9 protein-coding genes are annotated in these 16,850 nt (G+C 66.4%); 5 read left to right on the forward strand and 4 right to left on the reverse strand.

Annotated features, from left to right (window positions below; all coding sequences use genetic code 11):
* Positions 1–201 precede the first annotated feature (201 nt).
* Entirely contained in the window at positions 202–4,920 is a 4,719-nt protein-coding gene (locus tag BM244_RS03285) for a beta strand repeat-containing protein (RefSeq protein WP_093397342.1), read from the forward strand.
* Positions 4,921–5,022: 102 nt separating this feature from the next.
* On the opposite strand, the gene BM244_RS03290 is transcribed toward BM244_RS03285, so the two are convergent.
* The 3 genes from BM244_RS03290 to BM244_RS03300 form a co-directional block, all read right to left on the reverse strand.
* Positions 5,023–5,529: a hypothetical protein gene (locus BM244_RS03290; RefSeq protein WP_093397343.1), complete on the reverse strand. Its 507-nt coding sequence runs from the start codon at positions 5,527–5,529 to the stop codon at positions 5,023–5,025.
* Positions 5,530–5,593: 64 nt separating this feature from the next.
* Positions 5,594–7,030: an AMP nucleosidase gene (locus BM244_RS03295; protein ID WP_093397345.1), complete on the reverse strand. Its 1,437-nt coding sequence runs from the start codon at positions 7,028–7,030 to the stop codon at positions 5,594–5,596.
* Between the two features lie 210 nt (positions 7,031–7,240).
* On the reverse strand, positions 7,241–7,720 hold the full coding sequence (locus BM244_RS03300) for a peroxiredoxin (protein ID WP_093397347.1): 480 nt from the start codon (positions 7,718–7,720) through the stop codon (positions 7,241–7,243).
* Between the two features lie 109 nt (positions 7,721–7,829).
* Here BM244_RS03300 and BM244_RS03305 point away from each other — a divergent pair, with 109 nt between their 5' ends.
* From BM244_RS03305 to BM244_RS03315, 3 genes are all read left to right on the forward strand, one after another.
* The gene (locus BM244_RS03305) at positions 7,830–8,390 is read left to right on the forward strand and encodes a YqgE/AlgH family protein (RefSeq protein ID WP_093398082.1); all 561 of its coding nucleotides are present in this window, start codon (positions 7,830–7,832) and stop codon (positions 8,388–8,390) included.
* A gap of 264 nt (positions 8,391–8,654) precedes the next feature.
* A complete protein-coding gene (ahcY, locus tag BM244_RS03310) occupies positions 8,655–10,076 on the forward strand; it encodes an adenosylhomocysteinase (protein WP_055877589.1) in 1,422 nt (473 codons plus the stop codon).
* 136 nt (positions 10,077–10,212) lie between these two features.
* The gene (locus BM244_RS03315; protein ID WP_139226857.1) at positions 10,213–11,106 is read left to right on the forward strand and encodes a hypothetical protein; all 894 of its coding nucleotides are present in this window, start codon (positions 10,213–10,215) and stop codon (positions 11,104–11,106) included.
* A 126-nt stretch (positions 11,107–11,232) separates the two neighbouring features.
* On the opposite strand, the gene BM244_RS03320 is transcribed toward BM244_RS03315, so the two are convergent.
* On the reverse strand, positions 11,233–14,193 hold the full coding sequence (locus BM244_RS03320; protein ID WP_093397350.1) for a TonB-dependent receptor domain-containing protein: 2,961 nt from the start codon (positions 14,191–14,193) through the stop codon (positions 11,233–11,235).
* A 273-nt stretch (positions 14,194–14,466) separates the two neighbouring features.
* Here BM244_RS03320 and BM244_RS03325 point away from each other — a divergent pair, with 273 nt between their 5' ends.
* Positions 14,467–16,842, forward strand: coding sequence for a PAS domain-containing sensor histidine kinase (locus BM244_RS03325; RefSeq protein ID WP_093397352.1), 2,376 nt, complete (start codon positions 14,467–14,469; stop codon positions 16,840–16,842).
* The last annotated feature ends 8 nt before the right edge of the window (positions 16,843–16,850 follow it).

The following is a 16,850-nucleotide window of genomic DNA, read 5'->3' on the forward strand; positions in this document are numbered from 1 at the left end:
TTGATATAATACCATTTTGAGTATAATCTGCGTCACCAACGGATCTATACTGTTGCGGTTCCTGAACTGTTCTTATTTATTACGGTAACCTGCTGTTAGGATCATTGGGCTGAACATTCTGCTGTTCCGGTAGTCGGATCTGGCATTCGACGACCTGGAAAGTTTGGGCTGCTGTTGCGGCCGCCAGTGGAGGGTTGTTTGATGACCGACGCGTTTGTTCGCCCGCAATTTCGTGACGCCGTGATGCCGACTGGCGTCGAAGCGACCGCTGCGTCTCCCGTCCTGAAGTCCGTGCTGACCGCACGCGGCATGCGCCGGCTGCGCGACGGCGTTTCGCTGATCGGACTGGCGACCACGTCGCTGTTCGCCGCGCAATCCGCCACCGCGCAAGTCGTTCCGCCGCCCAACATCGTCGGTGCCTGTTCGGGCGTCAGCCTGCCGCGATCGGTGGTCACCGACATCCTGCGCCCGGTGATCACCGGCATCGCCACGCCGACCGAAACGACGCTGAACGGCGTCCTGGGCAACGTCAGGGTCATCGCCAGCATCCCGTTGCTGGGATTGGGCCAGATCGCATCGCCGAACGTGAGCCTCAATGCCACCGGTCTGCTGAACGATGCCGCGGACGGCAACAACATCACCCTGGGCGTGCTGAGCACGACCGGCGTCGCAGTCGGTCCCAACGACTCCTGCGTCACGCAAGCCGACGGGTTCACGCTGCGCAATCCGGCCGGCATCGCGATCGGCGGCAACAGGATCACCGGCCTCGGCGCGACCGGGCCGGTGGCGGTTGCCGGCGAAGGCAATTCGATCGCATTCGGCAACGCGGCGCGGACCGATGCCACCGCACTCGGGGCGATCGCACTTGGCACCGGATCGGCGGTCGGCGCCAACGCAACCGGCGCGATCGCGCTGGGTACGGGCGCCAGCGTGACCGGTGCCAACGGCGTCGCGCTCGGCGCAGGCAGCGTCGCCGCGCGCGGACCGCTGGCGAACTATACCGCGGTCGGCCTCGGCACGGCCGTCCAGAATTCGGCGGGCGAGGTCTCGGTCGGCACGGCAACCGCGCAGCGCCAGATCACCAACGTCGCGGCCGGCACTGCGGCAACCGATGCGGTCAACGTCGGGCAGCTCGCTGGCGTGCAGGCGCAGATCGGCACGGTCGCGAGCGGCGCGGTCCAGTATGACGATGCGACCCGTGCGAGCGTGACGCTGGGCGGTGTCGGCACCGGCGCGGCGCCGGTCGCGCTCCGCAACGTCGCCGCAGGCACGCTCGGCGCGGCCTCGACCGACGCGGTCAACGGCAGCCAGCTGTTCGCGACCAACACCAACGTCTCGAACCTGACAACCAACATCACCAACGGTGCGATCGGCGCGGTACAATATGCCAACGCCGCGACGCCGACCGTCCCGAACGGTGGCACCCCGACCAACGACGTCGCGCTGGTCGGCGCGGCACCGGGCGCGGTCGGGCTGCACAACGTGGCCAACGGCACGGTCGCCGCAGGGTCGACCGACGCGGTCAACGGCGGACAGCTTGCCACGGTCACCGGACAGGTCGGGAACCTAGCCACGCTGGCGGTGCAGTATGACGATGCGACGCGCACGCGGGCAACGCTGGGCGGTGCCGGCACCGGCGCGGCGCCGGTCGCGCTCGGCAACGTCGCGGCGGGCACGCTCGGCGCGGCCTCGACCGACGCGGTCAACGGCAGCCAGCTGTTCGCGACCAACACCAACGTGACGAATACCAACACGGCGCTGACCAACCTGACGACCAACATCGCCAATGGCGGCATCGGCGCGGTCCAGTATTCGAACGCTGCGACGCCGACCGTTCCCAACGGCGGCGTGCCGACCAACGACGTCGCGCTGGTCGGTGCAACGGCAGGACCGGTCGCGTTGCACAACGTGGCAGATGGCAATGTTGCGGCCGGATCGACCGATGCGGTGAATGGCGGCCAGCTGGCAAACGTCAGCGGCCAGGTCAGCGGCCTGTCCGCGCTGGCGGTCCAGTATGACGACCTCGGCCGGACACGCGTCACGCTCGGCGGCGTCGGCACGGGAGCAGCCCCGGTCGCGATCGGGAACGTCGCGGCGGGTACGCTCGGCGCGACCTCGACCGATGCGGTCAACGGCAGCCAGTTGTTCGCGACCAACACCAACGTCACCAACTTGACGACCAACATCGCCAATGGCGCGATCGGTGCGCTGCAATATTCGAGCGCAGGTGCACCCACCACGCCGAACGGTGGCGTGCCGTCGAACGATGCGACGTTGGTGGGCGGTGCCGCCGGTGCGGTCGCGCTGCACAATGTCGCCGATGGGACTGTCGCGGTGGGTTCGACCGACGCGGTCAACGGCGGCCAGCTTGCCCTGGTCTCGGGGCAGGTCGGCACGCTGAACGGTTTGGCGGTGCAGTATGACGACCTTAGCCGCTCGCGCGTGACCTTCGGGGGCGCGGGTGCTGCACCCGTCGTGCTCGGCAACGTCGCCGCGGGGACGCTGGGCGCCACCTCGCTCGAGGCGGTGAACGGCAGCCAGTTGTTCACGACCAACGCCAACGTCACCAACACCAACACGGCGCTGACCAACCTGACGACCAACATCGCCAATGGCGGGATCGGTGCGGTGCAATATTCGAATGCCGCCACGCCGACCACGCCCAATGGCGGCGTGCCGAGCAACGACGTCGCGCTGGTCGGCGCGGCGGCGGGTCCGGTCGGGTTGCACAACGTCGCGGACGGCGTCGTCGCGACCGGATCGACCGACGCGGTCAACGGCGGGCAGCTCGCCAGCGTCTCCGGACAGGTCAGCGGCTTGTCCGCGCTCGCGGTGCAGTATGACGATGTCAGCAGGTCGCGGATCACGCTCGGCGGGGTCGGCACGGGTGCGGCCCCCGTCGTGATCGGCAACGTCGCGGCAGGGACGCTCGGCGCGACCTCGACCGAGGCGGTCAACGGCAGCCAGCTGTTCGCGACCAACACCAACGTCTCGAACCTGACGACGAGCATCGCTAATGGCGCGATCGGTGCGCTCCAATATTCGAGCGCAGGTGCACCGACCACGCCGAATGGTGGCGTACCGTCGAACGACGTGACGCTGGTCGGAGGTGCCGCTGGTGCCGTCGCCTTGCACAATGTCGGCAACGGCGTGGTTGCGGCCGGCTCGACCGATGCGGTCAACGGCGGCCAGCTGGCAACCGTCTCCGGCCAGGTCGGCAATCTCGCCGCGCTGTCGGTACAGTATGACGATCCGACCCGGACGCGCGTGACGTTTGGCGGCGCAGGCGCGGCGCCGGTCGTGCTCGGCAACGTCGCCGCGGGAACGCTGGCGGCGGGCTCGACCGAGGCGGTCAACGGCGGCCAGTTCGTCGGTCTCGGCAACAGCGTGGCGGCAGGCCTCGGCGGCCTGTCGAGCTATGACGCTGCGACCAACCGCGTGCTCGCCTCGATCGGGTTCGGCGGGGTGCAATATGGCAATGTCCAGTCGGTCTTCGACGCGGTCGATGGCGCGATCAACGGCGGTGCGGGCATCCGGTATTTCCGGGTCCTCTCGACTCGCGGCGACAGCGTCGTGACGGGCACCGACAGCATCGCGATCGGGCCGGAAGCGACCGCGACTGCGGGCAACAGCGTCGCCATCGGCACCGGGTCCTCGGCGCTGCGGGGCGGTACGCTCGGCTATGCCGCGCTGGGGCTTGCGGACTTGCAGAACTCGGTCGGCGAAGTGTCGGTCGGTTCGGTCGGTGCGGAGCGTCAGATCACCAACGTCGCGGCAGGCACAGCGGCAACCGATGCCGCCAATGTCGGTCAGGTCGCGGGCGTCGCGGCGCAGGTCGCGGCCTTGGGCACGACCACCGTCCAGTACGACAACGGCACCAAGAACTCGATCACGCTGGGCGGTGCCGGCGGGACGGTCATCACTAACGTCGCAGCAGGCAATGTCGCCGCCGGGTCGACCGACGCGGTCAACGGGGCGCAACTCGCCGCGACCAACACGCAGGTGACGAACAACACGACCGCGATCACCAACCTGGGCAACCAGATCAGCAACGGTGCGACCGGGCCGGTGCAATATTCCAACCCCGGCAGCGCCACCACGCCGAACGGTGGCACGAAGACCAACGACCTGACGCTGGTGGGTGCGGCGGCTGGCCCCGTCGGCCTGCACAATGTCGCCGGCGGCTCGATCGCGGCCGGGTCGACCGACGCGGTCAATGGCGGGCAGGTCTATGCGCTGGCGCTGACGGCGGTGAACGCGGTGTCGTACAACACCGATGCCAATGGCGTGCGGACCAACACCGTGACGCTGGCGGGTGGCAATGCGGCGGCACCGGTGACGATCGGCAACGTGGCCGCGGGTGCGGTCGCGGCGGGATCTGCCGACGCGGTGAATGGTGGGCAGCTCTACACCACCAACCAGGCGGTCGCGACGGCGCAGGGCACCGCGGACAGCGCGCTCGCGCTGGGCAGCAACTCGGTGCAATATGGCCCGTCGCGCACCAACGTGACGTTCAACGCAGGCGGTCAGGCGACCGTGCTGAGCAACGTCGCGGCAGGCGTGTCGACCACCGATGCGGTCAATGTCGGCCAGCTGAACTCGGGCATCAATTCCGCGGTGACGCAGGCCAACAGCTATACCGACGGGCGGATCGCCGCGCTGAACTTCGATATCCGCTCGGTCCGGCGCGACAGCTATGCGGGCACGTCGAGCGCACTCGCCGCCGCGGGGCTGCCGCAAGCCTATGAAGCCGGCAAGGGCATGGTCGCGGTCGGCGGCGGCACCTATGCCGGACAATCGGCGGTCGCGGTCGGCATGTCGAAGGCGTTCAACGACGGTCACACCGTCGTCAAGCTGAGCGGCACGTACGACTCGCAGGGCAAGGCCGGTGCCTCGGGCGGGATCGGCTATCAGTTCTGATCGACTGGTCCATGCAACGAGGATGGGCGGCCTGCGGGTCGCCCATTTTCGTTTACGTGCCCGCCGTCGAAAGGCGACGGGGCGTTCGGCGGACGGAGCGGTTTACTCGGGAACGGTTCCGGCGTCCGCGATCCCTGCGTCGAACGATTTCGACGAGTCCGTACCGTCCGCCTGATGGGCGTGCTTGCCCTTAGGCTCGGGCGGCGTTGCAGGTTTCGGCGTGCTGCCGCGCAAGGTCAAAAGCGCGCCGACGGCCGCTCCTGCAACCGCGACACCGCTGAAGATCGCGGCGGCACCCCATTTGCCGCGCGTCTTTTCAGCAGGCTTGGCGGCCGGGGCCGGGGTGGCCGTGTTGCGCGCGGGGACCGGGCGGGGGGTGCTGCGCTTGGTCGAGCGTGGCTTTGGCGTCGGCTTGGCTACGGGCTTCGCCGGTGCGGCAGCTACGGGCTTGTCCGCGACGGGTTTCGCTGTCGGTGCAGGCTTGGGGGCGACCGGCTTTGCCGACGACGTCGCAGCGGGAGCGGCCTTTGGCGCGCTCGACTTGCGCGGGGCGCGGCGGCGGGTGACGGGCTTCTTTGCTTCCGTATCGGGCGTGTCGGTGTCGGCCACTTCTATCTTCCCTCAGCAATGATTGCGGAAGCGTAACGCATTCCCGCGCGATCCGCTCCGATTTTTAGCGGAACGGCGGCTCGTCGAACGCGCGGAGCTTGCGGCTGTGGAGCTTCGAACCCTCCAGACGGAGCTGTTCGCAGGTCTCGATCCCGATCCGCAGATGCTCGCTGATCGCGCGTTCGTAGAAGCGGTTGGCCTGGCCCGGCAACTTGAGTTCGCCATGGAGCGGCTTGTCCGAGACGCAGAGCAGCGTGCCGTAGGGGACGCGGAACCGGTAGCCTTGCGCGGCGATCGTCGCGGATTCCATGTCGATGCCAACGGCGCGGCTGAGCGAGAAGCGCAGCGCGGACTTCGAGTAGCGGAGTTCCCAATTGCGATCGTCGGTGGTGACGATCGTGCCGGTGCGGAGGCGGCGCTTTAGTTCCTCACCCGACTGGCCCGAGACGATCTCCGCGGCCTTGGCCATGGCGAGCTGGACTTCTGCGATCGCGGGGATCGGAATTTCGGGCGGCAGGACGTCGTCGAGCACGTGGTCGTCGCGGAGATACGCATGCGCGAGGACGTAATCGCCGATCCGCTGGCTGGGACGCAGGCCGCCGCAATGGCCGATCATCAGCCACGCCTCGGGACGCAATACCGCGAGATGGTCGCAGATCGTCTTGGCGTTCGACGGGCCGACGCCGATGTTGACGAGCGTGATGCCGGTGCGGTCGTCCGCCATCAAGTGATAGGCTGGCATCTGGTGACGCCGCCACGCGCTGTCGGAGATGATCTTGTCGATGTCGTCGCCCGACGAGATCGTGATCCCGCCCGCGCCGGAGAGGCTGGTGAAGCGTGAGCCTTCCCCCAACTGCGTGCCGGCCCAGCGGACGAACTCGTCGACGTAGCGATGGTAGTTGGTGAACAGCACGAAGCGCTGCGCGTGCTCCGCCGGTGTCCCCATGTAATGGCGCAGGCGGGCGAGGCTGAAATCGGTGCGCAGGCCGTCGAACAGCGCGAGCGGGCGCGTTTCGTCCTGCGCGATCCACAGGCCGTCGGCGATCTCGTCGCCGATATGCGCGAGTTCGGTCGCGGGGAAGTGGCGCGACAATTCAGTCGCGGAGACCTCGTCGAGGCTCAGCGCGTGGCCGGGTTCGATCACATAGGGGAACGGGATTTCCTGGCGACCCTCGACCGCTTCGACGGTGACGTCGTAGTCCTCGATCAGAAGGGTGAGCTGTTCGGTCAGGTATTCGGCGAAGATCGCCGGCTTGGTGACGCTGATGCGGTATTCGCCTGCGTTGACCAGTCGACCGAACGACCGGAGCGGAGTGGGCCGGTCGACGCCGCCCTTATAGGTGAGGCGGATTTCGGGATAGGCGAACGAGCCGTCGGTGCGGCTGGCCGGATCGGGCGTGGTGCCGTCGGCGATGTAGGCGCTCATCGCGGCTTGGAGGCGCTCGACGGAGGCGCGGTAGAGGCGGTCGAGGTCGGCGACGAGGTCGGATGCGATTGTCATCGGGCAGTGTTAGGTGGCGGACGTTACGGTGGCAAGACCACGCCAATGGTTCGGGTGACCGTGCCGACTGCGCCATTCCCCTCCCTGGAAGGGAGGGGTTAGGGGTGGGTTGCTCTCGAGGGAACGCTGGTATGCGCCCCACGCCGACCCACCCCCGGCCCCTCCCTTTCAGGGAGGGGTGAAGATAGCGTGCTCCCCGCCGGGGGAGGATCAGATCTCGCTGAGGAGGTGCTCGGCTGAGCTCACCTTGAACTCGCCCGGAGCCTCGACGTTCAGCTGCTCGACGACACCGTCGTTGACCAGCATCGAATACCGCTGGCTGCGGATGCCCATGCCGTAACCGGAGCCGTCCATCGTCAGCCCGATCGCCTTGGCGAAATCGCCATTGCCGTCCGCGAGCAACGTGATGTCGCCAGCGCCTGCCGACTTGCCCCACGCGCCCATCACGAACGCATCGTTGACCGAAACGCACGCGACCTCGTCGATGCCCTTGGCTTTCAGTTCGGCTTCCTTCTCGACGAAACCGGGGAGGTGCTTGGCGGTGCAGGTCGGCGTGAACGCGCCGGGGACCGCGAACAGCGCGACCTTGCGGCCCTTGAAGAAGGTATCGGTATCGACCTGGTCGGGGCCATCCGCAGTGGCCTTGACGAGATTGGTGGTGGGAAGCCGGTCGCCGACGCTGATCGTCATCTGAAATCTCCTGTCGCCGCGCGTTGGTCGCGGGCGAGCCGTACCTTGGACGCGGTGGCGGGTATTTCAAGCGTGGCGGGCGTCCGTCCGCGTCGCTATGGTCCAACGCATGGACAAGACGCCCTTTCTTTCCGGACAATTCCTGCTCGCGATGCCGGGGATGAGCGACCCGCGGTTCGCGCGCGCGGTGATCGCGATGTGCAGCCATGACGAGAATGGCGCGATCGGCATCGGGATCGGCGCGACGATCGACGGCTTGGGCTTTCACGACCTGCTCGAACAGTTCGGGATCGAGCCGGGCGATGCCCCCAATGCCCCGGTACATTTCGGCGGCCCGGTCGAGCCGCGGCGCGGGTTCGTGGTGCATTCGTCCGACTGGGGCGGGCAGGACTCGGTAGACGTCGCCGGGCGGTGGAAGCTGTCGAGCACGGTCGACGTGCTGCGCGCGATCGCCGAGGGGAAGGGCCCGTCGGACTGGGTGGTGGCGCTCGGCTATGCCGGTTGGGATGGCGGACAGCTCGAGGGCGAGCTGTCGCGGCCGGGGTGGTTCGATGTGCTGGGGGATACGGAATTGCTGTTCGAAACCGCGGCGGAGGATCGCTGGACGATGGCCTTCGCGCAGGCCGGCGTGGATCCGCGGTTGCTCGTTGCGGAGACGGGCAGGGCCTAATCTTCCCCCCTCCCTGGAAGGGAGGGGCCGGGGGTGGGTCGGCCGGTTGGCTGGCTCTGCACGCGCCTCAAGCCGACCCACCCCCAACCCCTCCCTTCCAGGGAGGGGGGTCGAAGAAGGGCGATGCAGCTAACGCCAACGGCATCCCCGAGCGTCATATAAAGATATCTTTATATTTGATTTGAGCCCTTCGATCGCCTAAGTGGCACGGCATCCGGCACGGGCATGAGGCTCGCCGATCACAGAATTTCCAGGAGACCCATCGTGGCCACCACCCTCGCCCCCGCGAAGACCGATTACGTCGTCGCCGACATCAGCCTCGCCGATTTCGGCCGCGCCGAGATCAACATCGCCGAGACCGAAATGCCCGGCCTGATGTCGCTGCGCACCGAATTCGGCGCAGCGCAGCCGCTCAAGGGCGCGCGCATCACCGGCTCGCTGCACATGACGATCCAGACCGCGGTGCTGATCGAGACGCTGACCGCGCTCGGCGCCGACGTCCGCTGGGCGACCTGCAACATCTTCTCGACTCAGGACCACGCCGCCGCAGCGATCGCCGCATCGGGCGTCCCCGTGTTCGCGATCAAGGGCGAGAGCCTCGCGGACTATTGGAACTATGTCGGCGACATCTTCTCGTGGGATCGCGACGTAGAAGGCCAGACCGCCAACATCATCCTCGACGACGGCGGCGACGCGACGATGTTCGCACTCTGGGGCGCCAAGCTCGAAGCCGGCCACACGATGCCCGAGCCCGAGAACGAGGAAGAGGTCGAGATGCAGCGTGCGCTCAAGGCGTACGTCGCGAAGAACCCCGGCTACCTGACCGAGACGGTCAAGAACCTGAAGGGCGTCTCGGAAGAGACCACCACCGGCGTTCATCGTCTCTACGAGATCGCCAAGAAGGGCGAACTGCCGTTCCCCGCGATCAACGTCAATGACTCGGTCACCAAGTCGAAGTTCGACAACCTCTACGGCTGCAAGGAATCGCTGGTCGACGCGATCCGTCGCGCGACCGACGTCATGCTCGCTGGCAAGGTCGCCTGCGTCGCCGGCTTCGGTGACGTCGGCAAGGGCTCGGCCCAGTCGCTCCGCAACGGCGGCGCGCGCGTGATGGTCACCGAAGTCGATCCGATCTGCGCACTGCAGGCGGCGATGGAGGGCTTCGAGGTCGTGACGATGGAAGAGGCCGTGACCCGCGCCGACATCTTCTGCACCGCGACCGGCAACGCCGACGTCATTACTGCCGATCACATGAAGGCGATGAAGCCGATGTCGATCGTCTGCAACATCGGCCACTTCGACTCGGAAATCCAAATCGCCGCGCTGTCGAACTACGACTGGACCGAAGTGAAGCCCGGCACCGACCTGGTGAAGTTCCCGGACGGAAAGCAGATCATCATCCTGGCGAAGGGTCGCCTGGTGAACCTCGGTTGCGCCACCGGTCACCCGTCGTTCGTGATGTCGGCCTCGTTCACCAACCAGACGCTCGCTCAGATCGAGCTCTGGACCAAGGGTGAGAACTACAAGAACGAAGTCTACGTCCTGCCGAAGCACCTCGACGAGAAGGTCGCGATGCTCCACCTCGAAAAGCTCGGCGTGAAGCTGTCGAAGCTCTCGGACAAGCAGGCCGGCTACATCGGCGTGCCGGTCGAAGGCCCGTTCAAGCCGGATCATTATCGCTACTAAGCGGTACTGCGATCACCGCGCGAAAGGCCGCGTCCACCAATCGGTGGGCGCGGCCTTTTCGTATGTATAGGCCGAAGGGTTGTCCCCGTCGCAATCAGCCGATTAGACTGCTGTATCCCCATCTCCGGAGAAGTGGATGATGCCCAGTCTCGCGCTACGTCGTACCGCGTTATCGCTTATCGCCCTGATGACCGGCATGGGTCCGACAATTTTGCTGGCGCAGGATGCACCGAGCCCCGCGCAGGACGATCGGATCGTCGTCGAAGGCCGGAGAGCCGGCGAGTTGGCGCGCCTGATCGAAAATCTTGCGCCGTTACGCGGCGGGCGACAAATCGCGAAATGGGAGTGGAGCGTTTGCGTCGGGGTCGTCGGCCTCGAAGCGGGGCACGCCGGCTTTTTAAGAGATCGTATCGAGGCGACCGCGCGAACGCTCAAGATCCCGGTCGACGCCAAGCGTGACTGTGAGCCCAACATCGTGATCGTGTTCACCGACCGGCCGCGCGACGTGCTGCTGGATATCAGGAAGCGAGCGCCCGAATTGCTGCGCGATCCGCAATATGGGTTCGCACGAAAATCCGAATGGGAGGAACTGTTGATGCCCCGCCCGGTGACGTGGATGGGTCTCGACGAGATCGATCTGTCGGAGGCGGGAGGAGCGGTATCCCGGCTGAGGAAGCAAACGCGACAGCGGTTGGTCAAGACCGTGGCGGTGATCGATGCGGGCGACATCGCCGATGTCACCTGGGGGCAGTTGGGCGATTATCTATGCCTGGTAACCTTGTCGCGGCCCAAGCTGGTGCCAAACTACGAGTCATCCACCATTCTCGGGCTGTTCGGTCTGCGGGACCGGTCGCGTACCGATCCGGCGTTGCGCCCCGTGCTGAAGTCACTGGCGATGACACAGATCGATCGAAGCGTGCTGGCCAATCTGTACGCGATGGATGGTCGTCGGCCGGCGTTGACCCAGAGGAAGATCCTGCGCGCGGGCGTCGCGAAGGACTTGGGGGAGAAGGACTTGGGGACGAAGTGATCTAGCCACCTATCCGGACAGCCGCGTCTTCGGCGAACCGGCCGAACCGGACGAACCGTCTTCAAACGCAAACGGGCGGGGCAGTTGCCTGCCCCGCCCGCCTGATCGTTCCAGGGTCTTCGACTACTAGAACTTCAGCTGTGCACCGACGTAGAAGCGGCGGCCGATCGGATCGTAGATATCCGCTGCGGTCGTCGTGCCGGTGATCGTGCCGTAGAACACGGAGTCCTCGAGCTTCGGCGGCTTGCGGTCGAACAGGTTGGTGACGCCGAAGAACACCTCCATCTGCCTGCTCTCCTCGCCGACGCGCGCGCGCAGCTGGACGTCGTGATAGATCCGCGCCTTGATCTCGTTATGCGCGGCGATCTCGGGCGCCAGGCCGATCGAGTCGGCATATTCGGCGAACTCGTCGCGAACGGTGTCGACCATCGGGCTGAGATACGTCGCGGTCCAGTTCACGCTGAACGGGCCGGCGCTGTAGCTGGCCGTCGCATTGACCTTGTCGCGGAAGACACCGCCGAATTCCAGGTTGCCCACGCCGCTGTTGACGGGAGCTGCCGGATCGGACTGCGACTTGTAGCTGATGGTGTGCGTGTAGAGCACGCTCAGGTCGAGCCGATCGTCGGTGATCAGGCCGAGTGCCCGCCCGTAGCGCAGGTTGACGTCGATGCCGCTCGTCTTGGTATCCGAGATGTTGATGTTCTGCGCGTTCACCGTGCGGATGTAGCCGGTGTTGTCGTAGCGGATGACGTTGTTGCAGAACTGCGGCTGGCTGGTGAGCAGGCACTGCTGGATCGACGTGGCGCGCGGCACGATGCCGATCGCGTTGTCCAGCTTGATGTTGAAGTAATCGACCGTCAGGCTGAACCCGCGGATCTGGTCCGGGGCGATCACTGCGCCGAGGGTGATGGTCTTCGCCTTCTCCTCGGTCAGGTTGCGATTGCCGCCATCGAAGCCGTTGATGCTCTGGATGTCGGCCAGCGTGTACTGGAACGTCCCGCCGTTGCGGACTGCCGCTGCGATCGCGGGGATCTGGCGGCAGGCATTGGCGTAGGTGCCGGTGGAGGCTGCGGTCACGCCGTCACAGGGATCCTGGACCGACGGGAAGGTTTCCGATGCGGACGAGAACAGCTCGCCGATGTTCGGGGCACGGTTTGCAACCGCGTAGTTGCCGCGGAAGCGAAGACCGCGGACCGGCGAATATTCGCCGCCTGCGTTCCAACTGAACACGGTGCCGATCGTCGAATAATCCGAGTAGCGCGCAGCACCCTGCAGGCTCAGCGAATTGACGAACGGCAGGTCCTTCAGCAGCGGAATGTCGATTTCGCCGAACGCTTCCTTCACGTTGAATTGGCCAACCGTATCCGGGGTCTGGTTACCCGAATTCAGGCCGGCGTTGGTCAGCGCGTCCCAGTTCTCGCTGCTCTTCTCGCGACGATATTCGCCGCCGAATGCAACCTTCACGTCACCGTAAGGCAGCGTGAAGAGCGAGCCGCTGAGGCTCGCATTCGCGACGAACTGCGTGTTCTTGATCGCGACCGAGCGAGGCAGGGCGGACTGAACATAGGCCGATGCCGCAGCGCTTGCCGTGTTGTAGCCGAACAGGTTGATCGGTGCGCAGCCCGCTGCGCGTGCGGCGGGGTCGCGGCAGACGATCGTGCCGGTCGCGTCGGTGACGGCATCGAGCGCGTTCGCGTACTTCGTGATGTCGATGTCTTGGCTGCGGGTGTTGTCCTTCAGCTGGCCATAGACGCCCGATACTTCATACTGCCACTTGGGGCTGATATCCCCGCGGAAGCCACCGGCGATGCGGAACGTGTCGCGGCTGTTCGTGTTGCTGCGGCTGAACACCTCGTTCTGGCGACGACGGAAGGCGATCGACGTGACGTCGTTCGATGCGATGCCGTCGCTGTTGCGCGCGATGATCTGCTGGCGGATCGACGCCGGGATGTAGGGATTGTCGATCGCATAGCCTGCACCGACATCGAGGCCGGAATCGAGCGCGAGCGCTTCGATCTGCGAGCTGGACTTGGTCTTGGCGTAGGTGCCCTCGAGGAACGCCGTCACGGCATCGCTGAACTTGTACTGCGCTGCACCCGCGGCGAGATACCGCTCGACCGGGGTCGAGATACGACGCACCGCATTACGGTTGAAACCATAGCCGGTCGGGAAGCCGGTGACGACCGAGTTGTCCGGGTTGAACGTGAACAGGTTGCTGGCGAAACCGCCCGCGTTGGTCGAGGCGCCGTTGGCGTTGGTGAACTGGAAGCGGCCCTGGGCAGGATACGAGCTGTACGACTGCGGTCCGCAACCGGCCGCCGAGCAATCCTGCGCCGAGATGGCGCGCTTGTTCGACAGCAGGCCGAGATCCTTTGAATAGGTCCCGTTCAGGATGATCGAACCCTGACCGTCGGAGCCGAACTTCGTGCCGCCGGTGATGCTGGCGGTGTAGTTCGGATTGTCGCCGCGGCTGGTCAGTCCATATTGTGCGCGGGCGGTGATGCCCTGCATGTCGGTCTTGAGCACATAGTTGACGACGCCCGCGATGGCGTCCGAGCCGTAGATCGCCGATGCGCCGCCGGTGACGACTTCGATGCGCTCGACGAAATCAGCCGGGATGTTGTTCACGTCGACGATCGACGTGCCGGCGACGCCTGGCACGAAGCGGCGGCCGTTGACCAGCACGAGCGTGCGGGAATCGCCGAGGTTGCGAAGGTTGATCGTCGCGACGCCGTTACCCGACGTCAGGAAGTTGCTGTTCGTGCGGCTCAGGCCGGGAATGCCGACCTGCGGCAGCTTCTGCAGCAGGTCCTGCGTATTGACGATGCCCTGCGACTGGATCTGCTGGCTGTCGACGACCGCTACCGGCGACGCCGATTCGAGATCGGGACGACGGATGCGCGAACCGGTGACGACGATCGAGTCGTCGGCGGTCGAAGCGCCTTGCGCCGGGGGACAACCCGGTCCGCGGGGATCTACGCTGCAATCCGTCTGGGTAGGCGCAACCTGCGCGGTCGCGGTGACCGGCATCGACAGCATTGTTGCCGTAAATGCGCTGGTCGCGAGAAGGACGGTTTTCAGAATCATGATGGCCCCTGTGAGATGCGCGTATGGCGCGCTATGTCCCGAATATGAACGGGGATGACATAAAGAGACAATCGTTAATGACGCCCTGTCGCACTCCGGCGTTCGAATGCTGCGGACCGTTACAAATTTGACACAATAGATTGCGTCGAGGCGATCCGATTGCACACGCTGCACATTATCGGTTTTGCGGCGACTTCCCCGTCGCGACCGACGCTCCTACAGTCGGCCGTATGATCTCGCCTCGCCGCATGCCCGTTTGATGTCACCTTCGCGATGACCGTAACCGCATCCTTTTGGAGCCTGTCGGCAGGGGCGGTGATCCTGCTGTTCCTGATGATCGGGGGATATCTTGCGTTTTTCGGCCTGCGGCTCCGTGCCGAGTCACGTCAGGCGCTGGAGAACAACGCACATCTGAACGCGATCCTCGACGGGGCGCCGGCGATCGTGACGGTGATCCGGTCGGGTGGGCGGATCGAGATGGCGCAGCGGATGGCGGACTGGCTCGGGCTCGACGCGCCGCCGCGGTCGATTGCGGAGCTTGCTGCCGGGGGGACGGGGCTCTCGGCGGACGATGCGGCGCGGTTGATTGCCGACGTCACCGCGGCGCAGCGATCGGGGCGCGCGTTCGTGCGCTCGGTGCGATTGCAGGGCTCGACGCGCGCGATCACGTTTCGCGGCGGGCGGGCGCCGGGCGAGATGGGGGCGACCGGTGCGGTGCTGCTTTGGGCGTTCGATGCGACCGACAGCGAGGCGGAGATCGCCCGGCTCAGTGCCGAAACCGCGCGGCTGGGCGAGGCGTATGAATCGCTGACCGGGCTGATCGAGGCTGCGCCGATGCCGATGTGGTACCGCGCGACCGACTTGCGGCTGGCCATGGTGAATACCGCCTATGTCGATGCGGTCGAGGGGCGCGATGCGGCCGACGTCGTGGCGCGGGGGCTGGAACTGGTCGAGGGATCGGGTCGCGGAGGACCGCTCGCCGGCGCGGCAGTCGCGCGCGAGCAGGGGCGGCCGCACCAGCAGGTCCTGCCCGCGACGATCGACGGTGCGCGGCGATCGTTGCAGATCTACGACGTGCCGTTGTCGAGCGGCGGGGTCGCCGGATTTGCGATCGACATCGAGGAACTGGAGCAGGCGCGGTCCGGCGCGAAGCGTTTTGCCGAGGCGCAGCGCGCGATGCTCGACCGGTTGTCGGCAGGCGTGGCGCAGTTCGGCGGCGATCGCTCGCTCGTGTTCTGCAACCAGCCGTTCCGCCGGATGTTCGCGATGCGCAGCGAATGGCTCGCCGACCGACCCGAGTTCGACCGGGTGCTGGAACGCATGCGCGAGGCGAACCGGCTGCCCGAAGTACGCGACTTTCCCAGCTGGAAGGCGGAACGGCGCGACTGGTTCATGCAGACCGGCTCGGCCCAGGGCGGCTCTGTCGGCGGGGGGGCGATGGAGGAGAATTGGCACCTTCGCGGCGGCACCCACCTTCGCGTCGTCGCGCAGCCGCTGCCCGATGGCGGCTTGCTGCTGATCTTCGAGGACCGCACCGAACAGGTCCAGCTCGCCAGCGCGCGCGACACGTTGCTGCGCGTGCGGACGGCGACGTTCGACAACCTGTTCGAGGCGCTCGGCGTGTTCGCGGCGGATGGCCGGCTGCAGCTCTGGAACAACCGGTTCCGCGCGCTCTGGGGGTTGGAAGAGGAGTTTCTCGCCTCGCACCCCCGCGTCGATGCGTTTGCCGAGGCGGCTGGGGCCAAGCTCGCGACGCCGGGGCGGTCCGTGCTGATCCCGGACCTCGTGCGGTCGGCGACCGTCGGTCGCCAGCAGCGTGGCGGGCGCGTGGCGTTCGCGGACGGGCGGCATTTCGAGTTTGCCGGCGTGCCGCTGCCCGACGGGAATGCGCTGTTCACGATGCTCGACATCACCGACAGCCGGCGCGCGGAGCAGGCGTTGCGCGACCGCGCAGACGCGCTCGAAGCGACCGACAAGGTGAAGACCGCGTTCGTCGCGAACATGAGCTACGAACTGCGCACGCCGCTGACCTCGATCAGCGGGTTCGCGGAGATGCTGCATGGCGGGTATGCGGGCGCGCTGACGCCGCAGGCCGAGGGGTATGTCGGGGCGATCCTCGAGTCCGTCGAGCGGCTGGGGTTGCTGGTCGACGACGTGCTCGACCTGACCCGGGCGGAGAGCGACCGTGCGGAGACCGACCGCAGCGATGTCGATCTCGCGGCCACCGTGCGCGCTGCGGCGGAAACGATCCTGCCGTCGGCCAAACGGCGCAAACTCGACTTCGCGATCGAGGTTGCGCGCTCGACGGGGCGCGTGAACGGGAATCCGAAGCGATTGAAGGAGGTCGTCGAGCACCTGCTGCGGCATGCGGTCGCGGCGACGCTGGATGGCGGGCGCGTGTTGCTGCACACCGATGGCAACGCGACGTCGGCGCGGATCGTGGTGTCGGACGACGGGGTAGGCATGGACGCGGAGGCGGTCGCGCACGCGTTCGACCGGTTTGCGGAGTCCAAGCCGATGGGGGACCGGGCGTTGGGATTGGGATTGCCGTTGGCCAAGCAGTTCGTCGAGGCGCATGGCGGGACGATCGAACTTGTCTCCGAACCGGGCGCCGGCACGCTGATCACCGTAGAATTGCCGCGGCGATGATGATTTTG

Origin of the sequence: Sphingomonas sp. OK281, assembly GCF_900115295.1 — a bacterium.
GTDB lineage: Bacteria > Pseudomonadota > Alphaproteobacteria > Sphingomonadales > Sphingomonadaceae > Sphingomonas.